We start from the raw sequence: 19873 nt of genomic DNA, 5'->3' as shown, positions 1-19873 counted from the left end.
AATGAAATGATGCGAAATCCCTGATATGTTGTCGAATTAACCTTTGCCTTATGATTGTAAAAAGAAAGGAGGGGGACAAAATGAAAGCGATAACAGCTAAAAGTCGAACCCACAATGAAAGGCGTAAAAACACACAAAAGTGGAAAGTATTCAAAAATCAGAAATACCTGTACATGATGTCTTTTCCCTTTGTAATTTGGGTTTTTGTGTTTCAGTATTTGCCGCTGTGGGGCTGGACAATGGCATTTCAAAACTACAAACCGGGCAAAGGATTTTTTGAGCAAAAATGGGTTGGATTCGATCATTTCCAGATGTTGTTCCAAGATGAGCACTTCTACTTGGTGCTGAGAAATACGCTGGCAATGAGTTTTATGGGACTTGTGGCCGGGTTCGTGTTTCCTGTACTGTTCGCAGTCATGCTAAACGAGGTTCGAGTTCAGGTCATGAAGCGATTTGTGCAAACGGTTTCGTATCTGCCACACTTTGTATCCTGGGTGGTCGCAGCTGGAATTGTCATCAAAATGCTATCGACTGAAGGAGGTGCCGTGAACGACCTGCTCTTGGGACTGAATCTTATCGATCAGCCCATTCAGTTTATGGCAAAGGGTCAATTATTTTGGGGGATCGTGACTGGAGCGGACGTCTGGAAAGAAACAGGCTGGAACGCAATAATCTATTTGGCAGCCATCTCCGGTATTGGACCTGAACTGTATGAGGCAGCTAAGGTTGACGGCGCCAGTCGCATCAGACAAATATGGCATATCACGCTTCCGGGCATCAGGCCAACCATTATCGTGCTTTTTATTATGTCGATTGGCCATCTCGTTGGAATTGGATTCGAGAAACAGTTTCTGCTTGGCAATCATATGGTAAGCGATTTTTCTGAGGTACTGGATCTATATGCGTTGAACTACGGTTTATCCATGGGGAGATATTCTTTCGGGACTGCTATCAGTATCTTCAACTCGATGATCAGCGTGATTCTGTTGTTCGTTGCGAATGGTTTCTTCAAAAAATTTGCAAACGAAAGCATTATGTGAGGAGGAATTTTTAGACATGGACGCATCCGAATCGACAGCATCCACCGGTAAGAGCAAACGATCGAAGCTGTCCTTCAGGTCTCCCCAAGACTGGATTTTCGATACCTTCGTGTACCTGTTCATTGGAATCGTTACGGTCGCGACGTTGTATCCATTTTTGAATGTACTCGCTATCTCTTTCAATGATTCCGTAGATACGGTTAGGGGAGGCATTTCGATATATCCCAGGGAGTTCACTCTGGAGAATTACAAGTTGATCTTCAGCTACGATGGGTTAATTACCGGATTTAAAATTTCGGTGCTTCGAACAGTCGTTGGAACGCTCGCGGGGCTCGTCAGTGGCTCGATGGTGGCCTATACGCTGTCCCGACAAGAATTTCAAGCAAGGCGTTTTGTTTCTGTGTTCCTGGCGATCACGATGTACGTATCTGGAGGATTGATTCCAGGTTTTATTCTGATAAAAAATCTGGATCTGATCAACACGTTCGCCGTGTATATTTTACCGGGGCTAGTAAGCGCCTTCAATATCTTTATCATCCGTTCGTTTATTGACGGGATTCCTTATGCACTTCAAGAATCTGCAAAGCTTGACGGAGCAAACGACTTCACCATTTATTGGCGTGTCATTCTTCCGCTATCCAAGCCGGCGCTCGCAACGGTCGCATTGTTCCTCGCCGTGGGCCAATGGAATTCCTGGTTTGACACCTATCTTTTTAATGGCTCCAATGAATCCCTGACAACGCTGCAATATGAGCTTATGAAAGTACTTCAGAGCACCACGGTCAGCTCTAACAATGTACGAGGGGAAAATATGTCTCAACTGATGTCACAGGTGTCTCCGGATTCAGTCAAGATGGCGATTACAATTATTGCAACGATTCCGATTCTTATCGTCTATCCGTTCTTGCAGAAGTACTTCGTTAAAGGGATGACACTGGGTGCTGTCAAGAGCTGAGTAAAGATGTCCTGAGAAATCAGCTAATATAGGATGAAAAAAGGGAGTGTTCATGTCATGATGCAAAAGCCAATTCGAAAAAAGACAATCGTTTCAATGGTGTCCTTTGGTCTCGCGCTGAGTCTGATTGCGGGCTGTACGGGGGCTAAAGATGGCGCCGATTCCGGCAAAGCTGGTAACGGTACGGGTCCCGTTACGTTAACCTACTTTTCGGAGGACGGGAGTCCCAACTGGAATAACATGCAAGATCGTATAGGGAAGGTTATTACTGAGAAAACAGGTGTCGTGTTGGATGCCGAATTCGCAGTTGGAGACCCTGTGCAAAAGGTATCTATTATGGCTGCTACTGGTGAAGTTCCCGATCTCATTGCTGCCAAGTCGGATATTGGAAAGTTAGTGGACGTTGGAGCAGTTCTCGACCTGACGGATTTGATAGAAGAGCATGCTCCCAATATTAAAAAAATGCTGGGTGATAAGATTGTTCGCGCCAAATACAGTTTGGATGATCAAGCAATTTATGCCGTTCCGACCTGGTCTGCGATTGATGAACGTAAATTTAAAGCCGATGGCGGCTTCCAGCTCCAGCATCGTGTTGTAAAAGAAGCAGGCTATCCTGAGATTCGTACGATAAAGGATTATGAGAAGGTGATTACAGATTATCTGGCAAAACATCCAACCGACGAAAACGGCAACAAAAATATCGGATTAACCATTAATGCGGATGACTGGCATATGTATCAGGTAACGAACATGGGATTCTTTACGACAGGTGCGCCAGATGATGGTGAGTATTATGTGGACCAAGAAACATTCGACGTCACTTATCATTTCCGCCGTCCGGAGGAACGGGAATATTTCCGATGGTTAAATCACATGAACGATATCGGTTTGCTGGATAAAGAAAGCTTTGTTCAAAAGACGGACCAGTTTAAATCCAAAGTATCTTCAGGGCGAGTACTTGGACTAATCGACCCTGCATGGGACTACGGAGATGCACAGCAAGCCCTGAAAGCTGCAGGCAAATTTGACCAAACCTACGGCCATTATCCAGTAACGTTGTCTGAGGAGTACAAGGATACAAATTTCTGGTCAGCCGGTTTTGACGGAGGATACGGGATTGCGATTTCCAGCGAATGCAAGGATCCTGTAGCTGCCATTAAATTTTTGGATTATCTTGCTTCGGAAGAAGGGCAGATCCTTATGAACTGGGGGATCGAAGGAAAGATTACATTGTACAGGATGGAAAAAGAACCGTACCGAAGGAAGTACAAGAAAAGATGGATAGTGAAGGCAGTGCTTACATGAAGGAATCGGGTCTCGGCTTATATTGGAACCTTTCGGTTCATTTTGGTGACGGAATTGAAGACTCCACAGGAAATTATTTTACGAAAACCAATAGTGATCTTCTAACCGCTACATACAGTGAATCCGAAAAAGAAGCCTTGGCTGCTTACAAAGTCGAGCACTGGAGAGATCTTTTCCCAAAAGAAGAGGAGTTTCCTGAACGTAAAGCCGGCGCAGTGTACAATATTGCTCTGCCTAGTGACAGCCAGGCGACCATTCTCATGGCCAAAATGAAGGATATTACATGGAAACGAATTCCTGAAGCTGTTATGGCCAAACCGGAAAATTTTGATAAAGTCTGGGATGATTACATGGCAGAGCTGGAAAAGGCAGGAGTAGAAGAGATGGAAGAGGCTTTTGGACAATACGTTAAAGACCGCGTTAAATTATGGAGCGATCAATGAGCACGTTACAAACGATAGACAGAAAGGCAGGACCAGATGAAAACGATACCTTGCAATCCAAAAGCTTCGGATGAAGTACGCTCTGTACTGAACTATTTCAGTAAGATTGAAGGGAAGGGCATCATTACAGGACAGCACACGCAAACGATGGCACAGGAGGAATTGGACTATATTCATCAAGTAACAGGGAAGTGGCCAGCGTTATGTGGATTTGAGCTTCTCGGTTATTCACCGAACATCAATTATGAAGATAGTGGTGAAGAGTGTTTGCTGGAAGTCGCTGAAAATCAGGATACGCTGCAAAAAGCTTGGGAGTGGACGCAGAAAAGCAAAGGTTTGCTTACGTTTACCTGGCATTGGTTTTCTCCGCTTAATGGAAGGGATAAAAGCTTCTACACGGAACATACAGATTTTAACGTGAGTAAGGCGATTATAGAAGGGACCAAAGAATACAAAGCCCTGCTGTCCGATATGGATCATATGGCCGAAATCCTCCGGGAATTTTGCGACAAACGCATTCCGATCTTGTGGAGACCCTTTCATGAAGCGGATGGAACCTGGTTCTGGTGGGGAAGCCAAGGTCCCAAGATTGCAAAACAGTTGTACCGTATCATGTACCAGAGATATACGAATTATCATAATCTAACGAATTTAATTTGGGTGTGGAATTCACCGCTTGTCCAAGGTTATGTTGGGGATGACGTCGTTGACATTATTTCCAGGGATATGTATCCCCCGGCTCATCAACATACGGATCTAAGCAAGGAGTATGAGGAGCTGGTTGCCATCACACGAACATCAAAGCTTGCTGCTATCGGGGAGATTGGTCCGATTCCGTGTGTTGAAAGTTTATCTACCTCGCGTATTCCGTGGCTGTGGTTTATGACATGGTCCCAGGATTTTGGTAAAACGGAGAAGTTTACGACAAAAGAGGAGCTGCAGAGAGCCTATCACTGTGACTACGCAATAACATTGGATAAGCTACCGAAGCTATATTAAACAATTTTTTCACGCTAAAAAGGGTGTTATCCGTTATATGTAACGTGTCGAGGAAAATTGATTTGGTCCCAAATGTACATTGCATAGGGTAGATGTTGAAGCAAACTGGCGTCGGTACTCCACCGGCGTCAGTTTTTTTGTTTGTAATAGGCTCAAATAAATACTCCAAAAACGCCTGTAGGTTTCGATCTTTTCATCAATGGAGGTGCTGAGCGCTTATGAAATGTATTATTCAGAAGGCAATTAGAAATAGCAAAAACCCTGTCGTCTGATTCGACAGGTAACGGGGTTCTTCATTAATATAGATCAGTTTTACGGACTTCGATCTGAAATTGATCAGAATATGATTTGAGGTTCCCTGCAAGGCTGGAGAGCTGCCCGGAGATGTTCGACAATTCGTTCGCCGACCGCTGTTGCTCCTCAGCACTTGCCGTGACTTCTTCGGCCATGGCTGAAGTTTCCTCGGTTGCGGAAGCAATTCTTTTCAACATGCTGGGCATTACAGGAAAGATTGCGCCCGAAAGAGCGAACTCCATTATCAATGCCTATATGCTGGATTTCTTCGATATGTATCTGAAAAATTAAAGCGGAACCTTAATAAAAGAACAATATAGCCGATTTCCGGAGGTGCAGTTCGTTACCTCGCTATTATAAATTACGGAATAGGCATAACGTTTGGCAACATAAGTACAAAATCATTTTATAATGAATTATAAAAGGACACATGGATTCAACTCCGCGCATCCGAATATAGAATTAAAAGGGTTCAAGCGGGCAAGATTCAGGATTATGTCTACATGGACCAAAAATACCAAAAACAGATTTTCACGTACTGTTGGAGGCTTCTTTCAAGCATACAGGAAGCCGAGGATGCTGTTCCGGACTTCTGGTCAAGGCCTATGAGAAAACCAACCTGTACAAGCCTAATTTGGCTTACAGGTAGGATAATGGATGACATATCACGAAAATCACTGTCGCTCGTCAGTAATAAAGGTGGTATTGCAACATGTATGGAATAATTGTTTGGGTGAAAGAAATTTCCATCTAAACTATGACATAATTTGTCGTGAATTAGATCTATAATGAGGCTATATTAACGAAAGGAGTAACACATCATGAAAAGAAGAATAATTTTAGATTTAGCGGTTACCTTAGACGGTTTTATTGAAGGCAAAAATGGTGAAGTTGATTGGTGCATTATGGATTCTGAGCTGGGGTTTAATCATTTTTTAAATCAAATTGATACCATTTTTTATGGAAGGAAAAGCTATGATTTATGGGGGCAATTTACCCCGGAAGTTGACCAGAGTGATATGGATGAAGAATTTTGGGGATTAGTCCATAGTAAAGAAAAATATGTGTTTTCCAGATCAAGTAAAGGAACGGATAATAAAGCGATATTCATAAACAATGATATTCTTGAAGAAGTGAATAAAATTAAAAATAAGCCCGGTAAAGACATTTGGCTATATGGAGGAGCAAGTCTGATTACAACTTTTATCCATTTAGGACTTGTTGATGAATTTAGTTTATCTGTTCACCCTGTTGTTTTAGGGGAAGGAAAACCACTGTTTGTTGATATAAAACAGAGGTTGAATTTAAAACTGGTTAATACAAGAACGTTCTCTTCAGGCATTGTACAATTAATATATCATGTAGACGGGAACAAATAATATTGCCCAATGGCAGAATGTTAGTTTCATATTAACAGCGGCCAGTCTTAGAATTTTAAATTCTATGATCTTTGTCCGCTGTTTTTTTAGGGAGAACCCCGGCGTAGGTTTTCCTATCGTGTCGAGGGAGAAGAACTTTCTACATTCAGAAAGAACAAGTTCGAAACAATCAATGATGAAGAACTAATCGAGCCCTTTGGATTTTGCAATTGTTTTCTGGAAACTCGAATTATGAAATGAAGATTAGTCGAATTCCTGGTATATGGCCAAGAAAGCGTTTCCGTTACAATAGAATCAAACACAAATAGGCCCGAAATAGCAATGATAACAACCAACATAGACTGATTGGCAAAGGGATGTGGTTGTTCAGTTCCATAACACGGTATGAGGAGAATGTACAATGGCAATGATTCGATGCAATTATTTCTCGGAAACGTTAGGACACTCAGCACGTCTATGACCGTTATTGTGCCTCAAGCGACGAGGGGGCAAGTCTGGAATGAAAGGCGTTGCCAACCGGAAGAGGCATCCCGTCCTCTGGCTGTTGCATGGCGGGTCCGATGACGATACGATCTGGATGCGACGGACATCGATTGAACGGTATGTTTCCGAGTTGGGACTTGCTGTCGTTATGCCTCAAGTCCAACTAAGCTTCTATACGGATATGGCGTACGGAGGAAAGTACGGTACATTTCTCATGGAAGAACTTCCCTAGATTGCCCGGTCCTTGTTCCCCCTGTCGGATGCTCGCGAAGATAATTTTGTCGCTGAGCTATCAATGGGAGGTTTCGGCGCATTCAGGTGGACGCTGAGCAAACCTGACATGTTCGCCGCTGCTGCTGGACTGTCGACCGGTAATTTCCCTTTTTGGAGTCCCGGGCTGGGAGGAGAGTCTCCTCCGTTTCTTCGGCTTGCATTTGGAGAAGGACCACATGCGGGAACCGATAATGATCTTTATCACCTTGTTCAGACTTGCGATCGTGCGGTTGGACCGAAACCTGCCTTTTACCAAGCATGCGGTACGCAAGAATTCCTTTACAATCTAAATATTCGAAATGAAGGAATCATTTGAGCGATCTTCACTGAACTATACATACGCTGAAGAGTCGGGCGTACGCGATTGGGAATTCTGGGATAAGACCATTCAAGACGTACTGAAATGGCTTCCCTTGGATCGTTTGTAACATTTACTGTCCAATAATTGGAAGGGGAGTCATACTCTAAGTGTTCTTAGCACCTATCCTTGAGCTAATATTAAGCGTTAGATCAGCTTAAAGCTGCTGGGAACATGCCTATGATGGCTGAATTCTGTATACTATATGAGAGAAGTTATTCAACAAAAGTGCAAAGTAGACTTATTTGGAGGTAATCAATTTAATGTGGAAAAATTAATCAAACGAAGCATACATCTACAACGAGTCAACACATGGCCAGCAACGATGTCAATGTTTGGCGGTCTCCTCTTGCCTGGCAAGTAACCTTGTTTATGGGTATACAGTCCATGATATGATTTTCTATGTGTTGATCGCATGGTTGCCTGAAATTTTAAAAGAGCAAGGAATTGGCTCAAACCAATCAGGATGGTACCTCTCGATCATGCAGTTAGCACTGCTTCCATTTACCTTTATTGTCCCTATTATCGCTGGGCGTATGTCCAGCCAACGTTTGTTAGTGGTCATCACAACTATTTTGCTTTTTAAGGAACGCTCGGACTTCTTTACGGAAGCTCCAATATCATTTTATTGTGGATCATCATCCTCGGAATTGGTGGAGGCTTCGCCTTTAGTTTGTCCATGATGTTTTTTGGGTTCCGTACTGAAAATGCGCATCAAGCAGCGAAACTTTCTGGTATGGCGCAATCGGTCCTGCTTTTATAGGATATCTGCGCAAAGCTGAAATAAGGAACAAACTCCTCGATGCAACCGTTTAAAAGGCCCGAGACAAACAAACTCAAGCTGCCATGGGGGGATTAACCTGGAAATAGTTCATCTTAAGGGAGATCCTGCATATGAAGCGCTGAGAGGTGTGGTCGTCTTCAATCTGGCGGGGCTACATACTCCGATTCGCCGGAAGCACCAGAAAGAGAGCTGCTGACGGCCGATTCCTCGCAGCTTGGCCTGCTTCACCGTGCAATATACGTCGAGGGACAAGAACATGATCCCATTGAAAGTCGCTATTTTATAGCTGCTTTTTCATTATATGGCTTTAGCCAGTTGAGTGCGTGAAACGCGTGAAACAAAAAAACACCCGTTGGACGGGTGGTCATGATTTCAATTGTTTAAGCATAGCAGTCCAAATTCTTAGACCGGTCACCCATAGCGTCAGAGCAGAACTGTAACCGGCAAAAGTAGATGTTGCAATCAGGGTTACATTGTTGATAGTAGCATTAATTGGTAAAAATAAAGTAATAACGCCTATAATACAGAGTGTTGCTCCTGTACCATAATAAAAGTTTACTCGAAACAAACGAGCTAAAGGAAAAAAGTGGATCCCGACAATGATTGCCATGATAGGAAAAAAGACTTCAAAATAATCAATCATATTACAAATTACACTTGCGATAAAGATAGCAAGCCCTTCTAGACCAAAGATCAACCCAAATTTTCGATTTATATTTCTCCTCTGTACTATCTCTTCTGGTGTAACAGCGTGATTTATATTACGTGCTTTACCAAAAAGTGATATTGCCCCGCTAAGTAAGATTAATGTCATAACTCCTGAAAGAACAAGTGACCAAGGATCTCCAAGTCCATGTGAACCAATAATACCAATGGAAGCCCAAAGAGCCCCAAAAAAAGTCATGAACATCACACCATTTGCAGCACCAAAGACCGCAGCTTTCGGTAATTTTACCACACTCATTATTTTAAGACTCCTTGATCGAATTTTATATTTTTATTTATCTAACCATCCTTCCTCCTTATTGTCTAGTTTTTTTTATTAGTTCGGTTCCTGAAAACGGGGTAAGGAGAACCTACTAATCATGGATATAATTACATAGATTAAATAAGGAAGGAGTTAATGGAACAAACAGCGTTTCTTTAGTTTGATCTAGACTAAAGACGAGTCCGTACTGGATTTAAGCGGGGGAAACTTCTCAGACCTTAATCGCAGATGTAATCCTGCTTAAGAATGATGGAAAATAAAGGGTCTAATATTATTATATATGTAAAATATATATTACTAAGAAACGAGGGTTTTCAATGAAAAAGAAAGAATTGCAAAGGGATTTACTTTAATAACAGTTGGTGCGTTATTTTCTTCTTTACTAGCTGGACCAACAGCATCTGGAAAAACGGTTTTATTGAGTGAGAGTAAGGCCGGATTAGAACAGACAGTCGCCCATACAGGGCCGATGTCTTCGGTCGAAGCTGAGCAATTTACGGATGATTTCTCTTTAATCGGCCTGAAATCAAAAATAAGCTTTTGGTGGGGTGACGATTACGAATCACACGGGAAGACCTGTCACCATGAGACATTTATGACGCATACATCAGGGTTTGATTTCAGTGATTATATTTCATCTAACAATGTAAATGACAAACAATCATTAGAGGAGTTATTAAAGATAACCTGCGACTGTTATACGAACACCAGGCGAGAATTACCGGTATGATAATTTTGCTTTTGATCTTAGGGATACATTATTCAACGAATGGTTGGTTTTCCCTTTGAAGAATACATACAAAAGAATATTTTTAAACCATTGAATATGAAGAATAGTGATTTCCTCATGACTGAACAAGTCAAAAAACAGCTCTCCACGGGCTACGGAACAAATGGCCAACCCAAGGAGCAGTATCCAAATGACCCGGTTATTATGCCAGACGGTGGAATGTTTGGCACGAGCGGCGACATCGCTCAATTCATGTTGGCCCATTTGAATGAAGGAAGTTACGGCACCTCTCAAATCCTCTCCAAAACGGCAACAGAAGAAATGCATCGTACGCAAGTCCAAGTTCAAGAGCAGGTGCCCACTATGGCTTTGGGTTTCGAAAAATTTTACCTGCACGCATATCATGGCCAAATGGTTATTGGAAAAGGGGGAGATTTACCCGGCTATCATTCATGGATGTGGTTGATTCCAGACCAAAGGATTGGTGGATTCGTTATAACCAATAGTGATGCAAGCCAAGACATAGGGGAAGAATTGTTTACAGCATTTATGGATCACTATTACCCCCAAGACAAACAGAAAGTAAAGGAATGGCCGCTCCATTCAAGTGAGTTGGATCAGTTTACAGGAACCTATCGATATCTTCGCCAGCCTTACTTGTTCTTTGACATCGTGAAACGGAAAGGGGAACTTTCGATTTCAGGTCCAAATGGAACACACACATTAAAACCAGTCGGAGATCAGTTGTTCGTTGATGAAGAAGGAAACCAAGCCGTAACCTCCATAGCCTACAGAATGGTGCAGGGAATGTCGGATGTGAGAAGAAAGGCTTTGATATGCTTGGATCAACGAGGGAGGGAAAGATCATGAATACACTAGCACGGCTGAATGAGGGCTTGAGCTACATTGAGGAGAATCTAATGGATTCCGTGGATATGAAAGAGGTAGCACGAATCGCCTGTTGCTCGGAATACCATTTTACACGTATGTTTTCCTTTCTTAGCGGCATTACCTTGTCAGAGTATATCCGACGTCGGCGCTTGACGCTGGCAGCTTTGGAACTAAGCCGGAATGACAGTAAAGTCATTGATGTTGCGCTCAAATTTGGGTATACTTCTCCGGATTCCTTTGCTAGGGCTTTTCAAAGCTTGCATGGGGTTACGCCCTCCGAAGCGAAAAATCATGGTCCATCACTCAAAGCCTTCCCTCGAATGACATTTCAATTGACCATTCAAGGAGGAAGCGAAATGAACTACCGTATTGAAGACAAAGAGCCCTTTCGGATTGTGGGCATCAGTAAAAAGGTGCCCATCGTGTTCAACGGGGTGAACCCGGACATTGCTGCGATGTATCAACGCCTTACGCCGGAATTAATTGAGACGATTAAGGGCTTATCCAATGTTCAGCCACTTGGGATAATCAGTGCTTCGGCTCATTTTAGTGAGGAACGGATGGAGGAAAAGGGGGAACTAGATCATTATATTGGTGCAGCCACGACCCAAGAGGCTCCTGAGGGTTTGGCACAGCTGGAAGTGCCTGCCTCGACGTGGGCAGTGTTTACTTCCATTGGTCCTTTTCCGGGTACGCTTCAGGATGTATGGGGAAGAATCTATTCCGAGTGGTTTCCTTCTTCAGATTATGAGCTGAGCGAAGGACCGGAAATCCTGTGGAATGAGCACAAGGATACGACTTCTTTGCAATACAGGAGCGAAATATGGATACCAATACAGAAGCGATAAAGCTGCACGACTTTATATGTGAGAGTGGGAGCAATAGATTTATTTCGCAGACAAAGAAAAAACACCACCCTGGAATATGATTGGAAAAGGGACAATACCAAGTATTGTCCCTTTTCCGTTATACAAATATATGAACAATCTATTGCTAAATTGATATTTTAATGTAAAATGACTAAAATGATTCGGAAATAGATTCGTTTAATCTGGTAAGACTTCTTTTATTTTCAAGAGAGGTTGATATGGAATTTATGAGACGACTGTGGGCATATCTTTTTACTGAAAAATTTAATCGTTTGATGTACAACAGCTCTTTCAAACAGAGAATTCGCTTATCCATCATTACCATGATAACGCTTGCAATCGGAGCAGTGGGCATGACAACCTATTGGATTGCATCCAAGGAGCTCCAAAAGAACGCATTTGAGACTAGTCAAGAAACTATAAATAAAACGACCCAGATTTTGGACGATAAACTAACGGGGATCTCCAACTCCATACGTTCACTGACCTTCAGCTATGCCTTCAAGGACATGATGTTGGATGTACAGAGTAACGATATCTCTAATTACTATGTGCATTTGTCCGAACTCCAATATGTGTTTTCACAGGTCTATTTCAACGAACCACTAATCGAAAGTATACTAATTGCTACACCTATTGGAGATTTTTATCCCATTTCACAAAGACGTTCTCAGGTACAGTCCTTTTATGAATCCAGTATGTATTTCGATATGATTGAGAATTATGGTGGAAAGTGGATAAAAGGGCATACGGATAAGTTTTTTACTGGGAACAAGCGTTCAATTTCATTTGTTACAAAGGGAACTCAAGAAAATGTCCCCAATACAAATGTATTTATTGTCGTGAATGTAAATGAGAGTGGATTAATTGGGCTGGTTAACAAACATTCTTCAAATGATGATAGCGATTATTTTGTAATCGATTCCAAAGGCGAGGAAGTAATCCGGACTTCATGGTCATCTAGCCATAATCTAATGAAAGATAAACCGTTCTTATACAATGTATCTGAGAGTAATCAGGGTTCTTTCTTCCATGAGTTCGATGAAACCGATTACTTGGTTAATTACACAAGATCAACAGTAGTCAAAGACTGGAGCCTGTTTGGTATTCAACAGAAGGATGTACTACTTGAACAAATGAACGGAGTAAAGCGTACCACCCTTTATTTTATGATTTTTTTCTTGTTGTTCACTAGCCTTTTATCCAATAAACTGACGGCGCTGTTGCTAAATCCTCTATACAAACTTCAACGACTAATGCATGAGGTAGAAAATAACCACTTGAATGTTCGCTTTGCGAGCCGTTCCTCCGACGAAGTTGCACAGGTTGGGTTTCAATTCAACCGCATGTTGGATGAAATCAACCGACTCATCGATGATGTAAGGTTAAGCGAATCCGGAAAACGTAAGGCAGAGATGCGAGCTTTAACCGCGCAAATGGAGCCACACTTTTTGTATAACACTCTTAATACGATTTATTGCAAATCCGTTCTGGGGGAAAATGAGGAAGTCAATGAGATGATTCTATCCTTGTCCCAGATGTTCCAACTTGGCCTGAGCGGAGGGAAAGATTGGAATACTCTGCAGGATGAACTGCTGCACGCAGAGCAGTATTGTCTAATCCAACAAAAATGCTATGAAGGGCTGTTTGAGTTTGAAGTTACTGTATTAGATGAATCTGTGCTGAACTGCCTTTTGCCAAAGATTCTCTTGCAGCCGATTGTGGAAAATAGCATTCAACACGGCTTTAAGGACATGACTTTCGGAGGACAGATTCATATACAGGTGGACAGGCAAAACAATTTGGTTCATCTGATTATAGAGGATAATGGTTCTGGCATGGATGCGGCTATGGTAAGTCAAGCGATGTTGCAGCCACCCGTCTCCAAGAAGGGTTATGCTCTGAACAATATCGTAAATCGGCTCAACCTGTTTTATGGAGAAGAAGCGCGAATTGAACTCTGCAGCCTTCCTGGCAAAGGATCTAGAACAGACATTTGGATTCCGATTAGAGAAGGAGAAGTTGAATCATGATAAATGAACCCCAACGGATTAAATTATGTATTATTGATGATATTCGAAGTGTAGTCGATATGATTTCTCAGAAGCCGCCCTGGGAAGAACATCATATTGAAGTGGTTGGAACTGCCCTAGATGGTGAGGACGGTATTCGATTGGTGAAAGAAACCAAACCTGATATTGTTCTTACAGACATACGGATGCCTAAAAAGGATGGGTTGGCCATGACGCAGGAAATTCTCGTAAGCGCCCCCTCTACGAAAATTGTCATTCTCAGCGCGTATACCGATTTCTCATTTACGAGACAAGCGATTCGATTAGGTGCATTTGATTTTGTAAAGAAACCTTTCTCTATAGATGAGATCGTTCAGGTTGTGTTGAAAGCAAAGGCTTCATTCGAAGAAGAACGGCAGGGCCAGAGTAAGGCGATTGAAATGGAGCAACAGGTAAGGAAAAGTTTACCGGTATTCCAGCAGGAGTATTTGTCATTGCTAGTTCATCACAGGACGAATGCTGTCGCTGCTTATCAGAAATGGCAAACACTCGGTATTCAACTTGCCCCTCAAAATTTCAACCTCTTTATAGTAGAGCTGGACCGTTTCATGGACAAATATAAAGCACAACCCGCACGGGAAGTCGAATTGATCAGGTTCAGCCTTCGAAATATTTTGGAGGAAACCATCGCATCTTTCATAAGTGGAGGTGTTGTTTTTAGCGAAGCATTAAATCGATTCATCTGCTTGATTAATTGTGAAGATATGAGAATAGCAGAGCAAATTTCTGAGGCATGCAGGTTGAATATTTATCAATTCACGAACTCTACCATCTCAATCGGCATTGGCAGTTGTGTTACTTCTATCGATGAATTACCGGATTCCTATGAGCAAGCTTTAAGTGCTCTGGCCTACCATTTCTATTCAGACGGAAATGGAGTTAACAGTTATTCAGGTATAGCCAATGAAGAGAAAACACTACTTAATTATACTGCGTCAACTGAGCAGGAGTTTCTCATGGCTTTGCGATCAGGCAATCGGGAAAAATGTCGGCTTATCCTGGAGCAAATCTTCAATGATCTGTTGCAGCGTGATCCTCTTCCCAAACCGCAACAAGTCGAAAACCTTTGCTATGAACTGTCATCCAAGATATGTCGAGTCATGTTAGAACAATTCCCGTCCGATCAGGTGAAGAGACTTGAAGAGCGATGGAACCATGTGAAGCGTACAGGTGTAATTTCATTTCAGATTATACGGGATACGGTTAAAGACATCTGTCTTGAAGCATGCTCTTGGATTGAGGAGGAACGCTCGGATGAATCAACGAAGTTGATCTATCAGGCGAAGGATTATATATGCGCCAATTTGCATTTAAATTTATCACTTGATTATTGTGCAAAGCAATTCAATTTAAGTCCCGGATATTTTTCGAATTTATTCAAAAAAGTGCTCAATATTTCATTTCAACGATTCGTAATCCATCAGAGAATGGAAAAGGCTAAAGAGATGCTTATCGATGATTATCAGGTACAGGAGATCGCAAGGGAATTAGGATATGAGCATCGTCGTTATTTTAGCGATATTTTCAAGAAACATACCAATATGACTCCATCCGAATTCAAGCTATACAGTACGGGGAAGATCAGCCAACCTTTAGATCTTGCTCATAAACAATCATAATTCGTAAGATGAGCCTTGTTTCCGTAAGTTTCGGATGCAGGGCTAGTTTTTTAATGTAGTTACATAAGAAATCCTGCCCTTGATGTGTGGTTTACCGCATTATGTAAACGATTACAAGAAACTATAATGAAGAAGAAAGAGAATCAGTATATAAAAAAGGGAGGTAATATGAATGAAATTAAACAAGAAATTCCTTATATCTGCATTGTGTATCGTCCTATCGTGGAGCCTTGCCGCTTGCAGTAGTTCTGAATCCACAGATAAAGGAAAGGGCTCATCAGCTAAGACCAAGATCACCTACTGGACTGGAGACCGTCACGATTCTGAGTTTGTGAAAGAAACGATTGATAAATTCAATGAAACTAATAAGGATAACGTTGAAGTGGAACTGATCATCAAGGGGGATGATTTCGATCAAGCGCTGGATATGTCTTTTCAGACTTCAGAGCCACCGGATGTCATTCGTGTTAAAGAAAACACCATACAGACTTTCTATAAGAAAGGGTTCCTTGCTCCGATTGACGAGTTCCTCACAGAAGAAATGAAAAACACATTTCCTGTCATGGAGGATCTGAACAGTTTCGATGGAAAACGCTATAGCCTGCCGAACTATGGTACAACGATGCGTCTGATTTACAATAAAGAGCTTTTCGACAAAGCAGGTATTGAAAAACCACCGACTACATTGAATGAGTTGGTCGATGCAGCTAAAAAAATTACGGAAGTGGGTAAGTCAAACGGAGCCTATGGTTTCGCACAGAATTTCAAGAGTCCTTCCAGTGCCTTGGGCCGATCTGCCCGTGTTATTGCAGAAGTAAGTGGTTATGGTGGGTATGGTTATGATTTTAAGACAGCTCGTTATGACTTTAGCGGCTTTAAACCCATCATGGAAGCATTTAAGCAAATCAAGGATGACGGAAGTATGTTACCGGGTGTCGAGTCCCTTGATATTGATCCGTTACGCGCTCAATTCGCTGAGGGGAAAATCGGGATGTACTTGTCCTTTTCTGCTGAAGCGGGGGTGTACCAATCTCAATTTCCAGCCAAAATCGAATGGGCCGCAGCACCTGTACCTTCCATTGAAGGCAATTTCAATGGTGCGTCTGGATTTCTAGGGGGCCAATGGCTGGCAATAAGTTCAGAGTCCGAAAATAAGGAAGCAGCTTGGAAGTTCCTTGAGTATATGTATGATGAATCTGTTCTTCAACAATATCAAGAGAATGGCTTTGGAATTTCCATGGTTCCTTCAGTAAGCGCTGTTGCTGCAAAGCCAGAGGTCAAAGGTATAGAAGGTTTCCTACCCAACAAATACGACGGTGTCTGGCCAGTCTATCCATCCGTTCCAGTACATGGTATGAAGTCCGATGACGCCTTTGTTAAGTACATCCTAAGTGGAGGCAATTTAGATTCTATTATCAACGATTTGAATACACGTTATAATGCCGCTTTGGATACAGCAATTGCAAGCGGGGAAGCGAAAGCAGAACCTATTTCGGATTTCGATCCAGCGGAACTTGCAGGAAAATACGTAAAATAAGGTGTTTCATAGGGTGAAGCGTGCTCCATCCTTTCATTAAATCATACACAGATTTCAAGGAGTTGAGAGGATATGAATAAAGCAAAGAATCTAGCTTTTTCATACAGCTTTCTTTTGCCCAGCTATATTCTAACCATTGTTCTGGGGATCTACCCGATTATGTGGGCTATGAGATATATGTTTTACGATTACAAAGGGTTTGGAACTGCACGATTTGTAGGACTGGCAAATCTAGAACGCGTCATGACGGATTATCAGTTCTGGGATTCAGTTGCCAACACGTTTATTTATGCTGGAGGCAAGCTCCTGCTATCGATACCGCTCGCTCTGATATTGGCCGTCATCCTGAATTGGAAAATAAAAGGAAGAAATCTGCTAAGAGCCGTTATATTTATGCCTACGATCATAAGTACAGCGGTTATGGCGGTCGTGTTTTTCACCATTTTTAACTCGTATAATGGCATCCTCAATCAGTTCCTTATGAAATATAAATTGATCGGCAGTGCCATCGATTGGTTGGGCGTTGATTATGCCATGCTGACGATCATCCTCGTTGCTGTATGGGGGGCGGTAGGTAACTATATGCTTTTGTTTTTGGCAGGCCTTCAAAATATCCCGGAAGATGTGTACGAGAGTTCTTCACTAGATGGTGCTAACAAATTCCAACAATTTCGCTACATTACCATTCCAATGCTGGGTCCTGTCATGCAGATGATAATTATGCTAGCTATTATTAATGCACTAAAAGGTTATGAGAGTATTATGGTGATGACCGATGGCGGACCAATTGGAAAAACCAATGTCATGTTCTTATATGTATATAAATTGTTTTTCCCACCTGCAGGTTCCACGGCATCTACACAAATTCAAGAATTTGGCTATGGTAGCGCAGTAGCTTTTGTCACGGCTGTTATTGTCGGCATCATCACGATACTTTACTTTTATGGATCTAAACGGATGAGTCATAACGAATAAGGAGGAACGTTCATGAAAGTCGCATGGAACACCGTACTGTGGGCGTTTCTGCTAATTGTCGCATTTCTAACACTGTTTCCTATAATGATCACCCTGCTCGGTTCATTTAAAACGAATGCAGAACTTACTGCCGGAGCGACATTACTCCCTGAAATTTGGCACTTCTCCAACTATATTGAAGCTTGGAAACAGGCAAATTTTTCAACATACACACTAAATAGTGTCTTTGTTGCCGTCGCGTCAACCATAGGAACATTAATTGTTTCGTCCATGGCAGCCTATGTCGTGAACAGAATGGACTTTATCGGCAAGAAACTATACGTCAGTATTCAGGGATTTACTATGTTTGTAGCGATCGGAGCTGTCGTTCTTCGACCACAATTTGATCTGATGATTAAACTTCATCTGCATAATACGCTGTGGGGCGTGGTTCTGATTTTGATCAGCACCCATGCTTCGGCATTCTTTATCCTGCTTAGCTTCATGAACGGGATTCCTAAAGAGCTTGATGAGGCTGCACGCATCGATGGGTGTTCTCCGGGCAGAACATTCTGGAGAATCATTATTCCGCTGCTTACGCCCGGCCTCGGTGTGTGTGCACTGTTCGCTTTCCGGGGAGCGTGGAACGAATACCTGATTCCGTTTGTGTTTACGCTCAGTAAACCCGAGCTGCAGACTTTGACCGTCGGACTAGCCAATCTGAAGTACGGTATTGCCGCTGCTTCACAGACACATTTTATGATGGCGGGGGCGTGCCTATCCATTCTCCCAATCCTTATTGCTTATATTTTTGCTAACAAATCCTTTATGCAAATGACTGCGGGCTCCTTAAAAGGCTAGTGGTATTCTTAACATCATTAGGAGGAATGGAAATGAATTCAACTTATATCGGAAAACTCGCATCAAGTTCTGTAATTAAACGCTATCAGAACAACCCGATTCTAGATGCTTCTCGTGTCCCATATCCCACTGCACTTGTGTTCAATGCAGGCGTAACGAAATTCAATGGAAAATATGTGATGGTGTTTCGAAACGACTATGGCTCGTTGGAGCAGCAGACAATTGAGGCACATCATACAACAGATCTTGGTTTTGCCTTTAGTGATGACGGAATTCATTGGGAGGTGCAACCGAAGCCGTGTTTTAAGCTACATGACCAAGAGATTATCCGTGCCTATGACCCAAGGCTTACCGTAATTGATGGCCGTTGTTATATGTGTTTTGCCGTAGACACACAGCATGGAATTCGAGGTGGTGTGGCCGTTACTGACGATTTTGAAGAGTTTGAAATATTGAGTTTGTCGACACCGGATTTGCGGAACATGGTGCTATTCCCGGAGAAGATTGGTGGGAAATTTATGCGGCTTGAACGACCGTTCACAGTCTACAGTCGCGGGGGAATCGACCGATTCGACATGTGGATATCGGAATCTCCGGATTTGAGATACTGGGGAAATTCCGATTTGCTGCTTGCTGTTGAAGATGTACCGTTTGCCAATGATAAGATCGGTCCTGCAGCTCCCCCCATCAAGACAGAGCAGGGGTGGTTAACAACATTTCATGCCGTTGATATTGATCCGGAGAGAGGCAAAAACGGATGGGAACCTTCATGGCAGAAACGGTACACGGCGGGATTAATATTGCTTGATTTGGATAATCCCAAAAAAATCATCGGCATGTATCAGGAGCCGCTACTGACACCAGAAGCTAGCTATGAGATCGAAGGAGGATTCCGTAACAACGTCATCTTTCCAGGCGGAATGGTACTCGAAGATGATGGTGAGGTTAAGATTTATTATGGTGCGGCAGACACGATTGAATGTCTCGCAACAGCGCATATCGATGATTTGATCCGGTTATGTCTGAAAGGTTAACAGGA

At 42.5% G+C, this 19873-nt stretch carries 13 protein-coding genes and 4 pseudogenes; 16 read left to right on the top strand and 1 reads right to left on the bottom strand.

What is annotated here, in order from left to right:
* Nucleotides 1–80: 80 nt before the first annotated feature.
* From G3352_RS25240 to G3352_RS25205, 8 genes and pseudogenes are all read left to right on the top strand, one after another.
* Nucleotides 81–1040, top strand: coding sequence for an ABC transporter permease (locus G3352_RS25240; protein ID WP_163760997.1), 960 nt, complete (start codon nt 81–83; stop codon nt 1038–1040).
* 16 nt (nt 1041–1056) lie between these two features.
* Entirely contained in the window at nt 1057–1995 is a 939-nt protein-coding gene (locus G3352_RS25235; RefSeq protein WP_163760996.1) for a carbohydrate ABC transporter permease, read from the top strand.
* A 96-nt stretch (nt 1996–2091) separates the two neighbouring features.
* A pseudogene (locus tag G3352_RS25230) lies at nt 2092–3743 on the top strand (ABC transporter substrate-binding protein).
* A 36-nt stretch (nt 3744–3779) separates the two neighbouring features.
* On the top strand, nt 3780–4742 hold the full coding sequence (locus G3352_RS25225) for a glycosyl hydrolase (protein WP_163760995.1): 963 nt from the start codon (nt 3780–3782) through the stop codon (nt 4740–4742).
* Between the two features lie 480 nt (nt 4743–5222).
* A pseudogene (locus G3352_RS25220) lies at nt 5223–5396 on the top strand (alpha/beta hydrolase family protein); the annotation flags it as partial.
* A 461-nt stretch (nt 5397–5857) separates the two neighbouring features.
* Complete coding sequence (locus G3352_RS25215; RefSeq protein WP_163760994.1) at nt 5858–6415, top strand: dihydrofolate reductase family protein; 558 nt, start codon at nt 5858–5860, stop codon at nt 6413–6415.
* 400 nt (nt 6416–6815) lie between these two features.
* A pseudogene (locus G3352_RS25210) lies at nt 6816–7599 on the top strand (alpha/beta hydrolase).
* 251 nt (nt 7600–7850) lie between these two features.
* Nucleotides 7851–8280, top strand: a pseudogene (locus G3352_RS25205) (MFS transporter); the annotation flags it as partial.
* A 397-nt stretch (nt 8281–8677) separates the two neighbouring features.
* Here the strand turns inward: G3352_RS25205 and G3352_RS25200 are convergent.
* On the bottom strand, nt 8678–9277 hold the full coding sequence (locus G3352_RS25200) for a hypothetical protein (protein ID WP_163760993.1): 600 nt from the start codon (nt 9275–9277) through the stop codon (nt 8678–8680).
* Nucleotides 9278–10058: 781 nt separating this feature from the next.
* On the opposite strand from G3352_RS25200, the gene G3352_RS25195 reads away from it, so the two are divergent.
* From G3352_RS25195 to G3352_RS25160, 8 genes are all read left to right on the top strand, one after another.
* Nucleotides 10059–10901 (top strand): serine hydrolase domain-containing protein, encoded by an 843-nt coding sequence (locus tag G3352_RS25195; RefSeq protein ID WP_345940806.1) that lies wholly within the window; start codon nt 10059–10061, stop codon nt 10899–10901.
* Nucleotides 10898–11770: an AraC family transcriptional regulator gene (locus tag G3352_RS25190; protein ID WP_163760991.1), complete on the top strand. Its 873-nt coding sequence runs from the start codon at nt 10898–10900 to the stop codon at nt 11768–11770. The genes G3352_RS25195 and G3352_RS25190 overlap by 4 nt, the downstream gene beginning before the upstream one ends.
* A 239-nt stretch (nt 11771–12009) precedes the next feature.
* A complete protein-coding gene (locus tag G3352_RS25185) occupies nt 12010–13824 on the top strand; it encodes a sensor histidine kinase (protein ID WP_240343218.1) in 1815 nt (604 codons plus the stop codon).
* Nucleotides 13821–15482: a response regulator gene (locus tag G3352_RS25180; protein ID WP_163760990.1), complete on the top strand. Its 1662-nt coding sequence runs from the start codon at nt 13821–13823 to the stop codon at nt 15480–15482. The genes G3352_RS25185 and G3352_RS25180 overlap by 4 nt, the downstream gene beginning before the upstream one ends.
* Nucleotides 15483–15654: 172 nt before the next feature.
* Nucleotides 15655–17019, top strand: coding sequence for an ABC transporter substrate-binding protein (locus tag G3352_RS25175; RefSeq protein WP_163760989.1), 1365 nt, complete (start codon nt 15655–15657; stop codon nt 17017–17019).
* Between the two features lie 72 nt (nt 17020–17091).
* A complete protein-coding gene (locus G3352_RS25170; RefSeq protein WP_163760988.1) occupies nt 17092–17994 on the top strand; it encodes a carbohydrate ABC transporter permease in 903 nt (300 codons plus the stop codon).
* Between the two features lie 12 nt (nt 17995–18006).
* On the top strand, nt 18007–18834 hold the full coding sequence (locus tag G3352_RS25165) for a carbohydrate ABC transporter permease (RefSeq protein ID WP_163760987.1): 828 nt from the start codon (nt 18007–18009) through the stop codon (nt 18832–18834).
* Nucleotides 18835–18866: 32 nt separating this feature from the next.
* A complete protein-coding gene (locus G3352_RS25160; RefSeq protein WP_076291348.1) occupies nt 18867–19868 on the top strand; it encodes a glycoside hydrolase family 130 protein in 1002 nt (333 codons plus the stop codon).
* The last annotated feature ends 5 nt before the right edge of the window (nt 19869–19873 follow it).

Origin of the sequence: Paenibacillus sp. ALJ109b (assembly GCF_010747435.1) — a bacterium.
Classification (GTDB): domain Bacteria; phylum Bacillota; class Bacilli; order Paenibacillales; family Paenibacillaceae; genus Paenibacillus; species Paenibacillus taichungensis.
This window is presented reverse-complemented; position numbering and strand designations above follow the sequence as displayed.

Bases quoted from the DNA above. Each gene is read 5' to 3' on its own strand.
- G3352_RS25240 (WP_163760997.1), top strand. From the start codon at position 81: ATGAAAGCGATAACAGCTAAAAGTCGAACCCACAATGAAAGGCGTAAA.
- G3352_RS25235 (WP_163760996.1), top strand. From the start codon at position 1,057: ATGGACGCATCCGAATCGACAGCATCCACCGGTAAGAGCAAACGATCG.
- G3352_RS25225 (WP_163760995.1), top strand. From the start codon at position 3,780: ATGAAAACGATACCTTGCAATCCAAAAGCTTCGGATGAAGTACGCTCT.
- G3352_RS25215 (WP_163760994.1), top strand. From the start codon at position 5,858: ATGAAAAGAAGAATAATTTTAGATTTAGCGGTTACCTTAGACGGTTTT.
- G3352_RS25200 (WP_163760993.1), bottom strand. From the start codon at position 9,277: ATGAGTGTGGTAAAATTACCGAAAGCTGCGGTCTTTGGTGCTGCAAAT.
- G3352_RS25190 (WP_163760991.1), top strand. From the start codon at position 10,898: ATGAATACACTAGCACGGCTGAATGAGGGCTTGAGCTACATTGAGGAG.
- G3352_RS25185 (WP_240343218.1), top strand. From the start codon at position 12,010: ATGGAATTTATGAGACGACTGTGGGCATATCTTTTTACTGAAAAATTT.
- G3352_RS25180 (WP_163760990.1), top strand. From the start codon at position 13,821: ATGATAAATGAACCCCAACGGATTAAATTATGTATTATTGATGATATT.
- G3352_RS25175 (WP_163760989.1), top strand. From the start codon at position 15,655: ATGAAATTAAACAAGAAATTCCTTATATCTGCATTGTGTATCGTCCTA.
- G3352_RS25170 (WP_163760988.1), top strand. From the start codon at position 17,092: ATGAATAAAGCAAAGAATCTAGCTTTTTCATACAGCTTTCTTTTGCCC.
- G3352_RS25165 (WP_163760987.1), top strand. From the start codon at position 18,007: ATGAAAGTCGCATGGAACACCGTACTGTGGGCGTTTCTGCTAATTGTC.
- G3352_RS25160 (WP_076291348.1), top strand. From the start codon at position 18,867: ATGAATTCAACTTATATCGGAAAACTCGCATCAAGTTCTGTAATTAAA.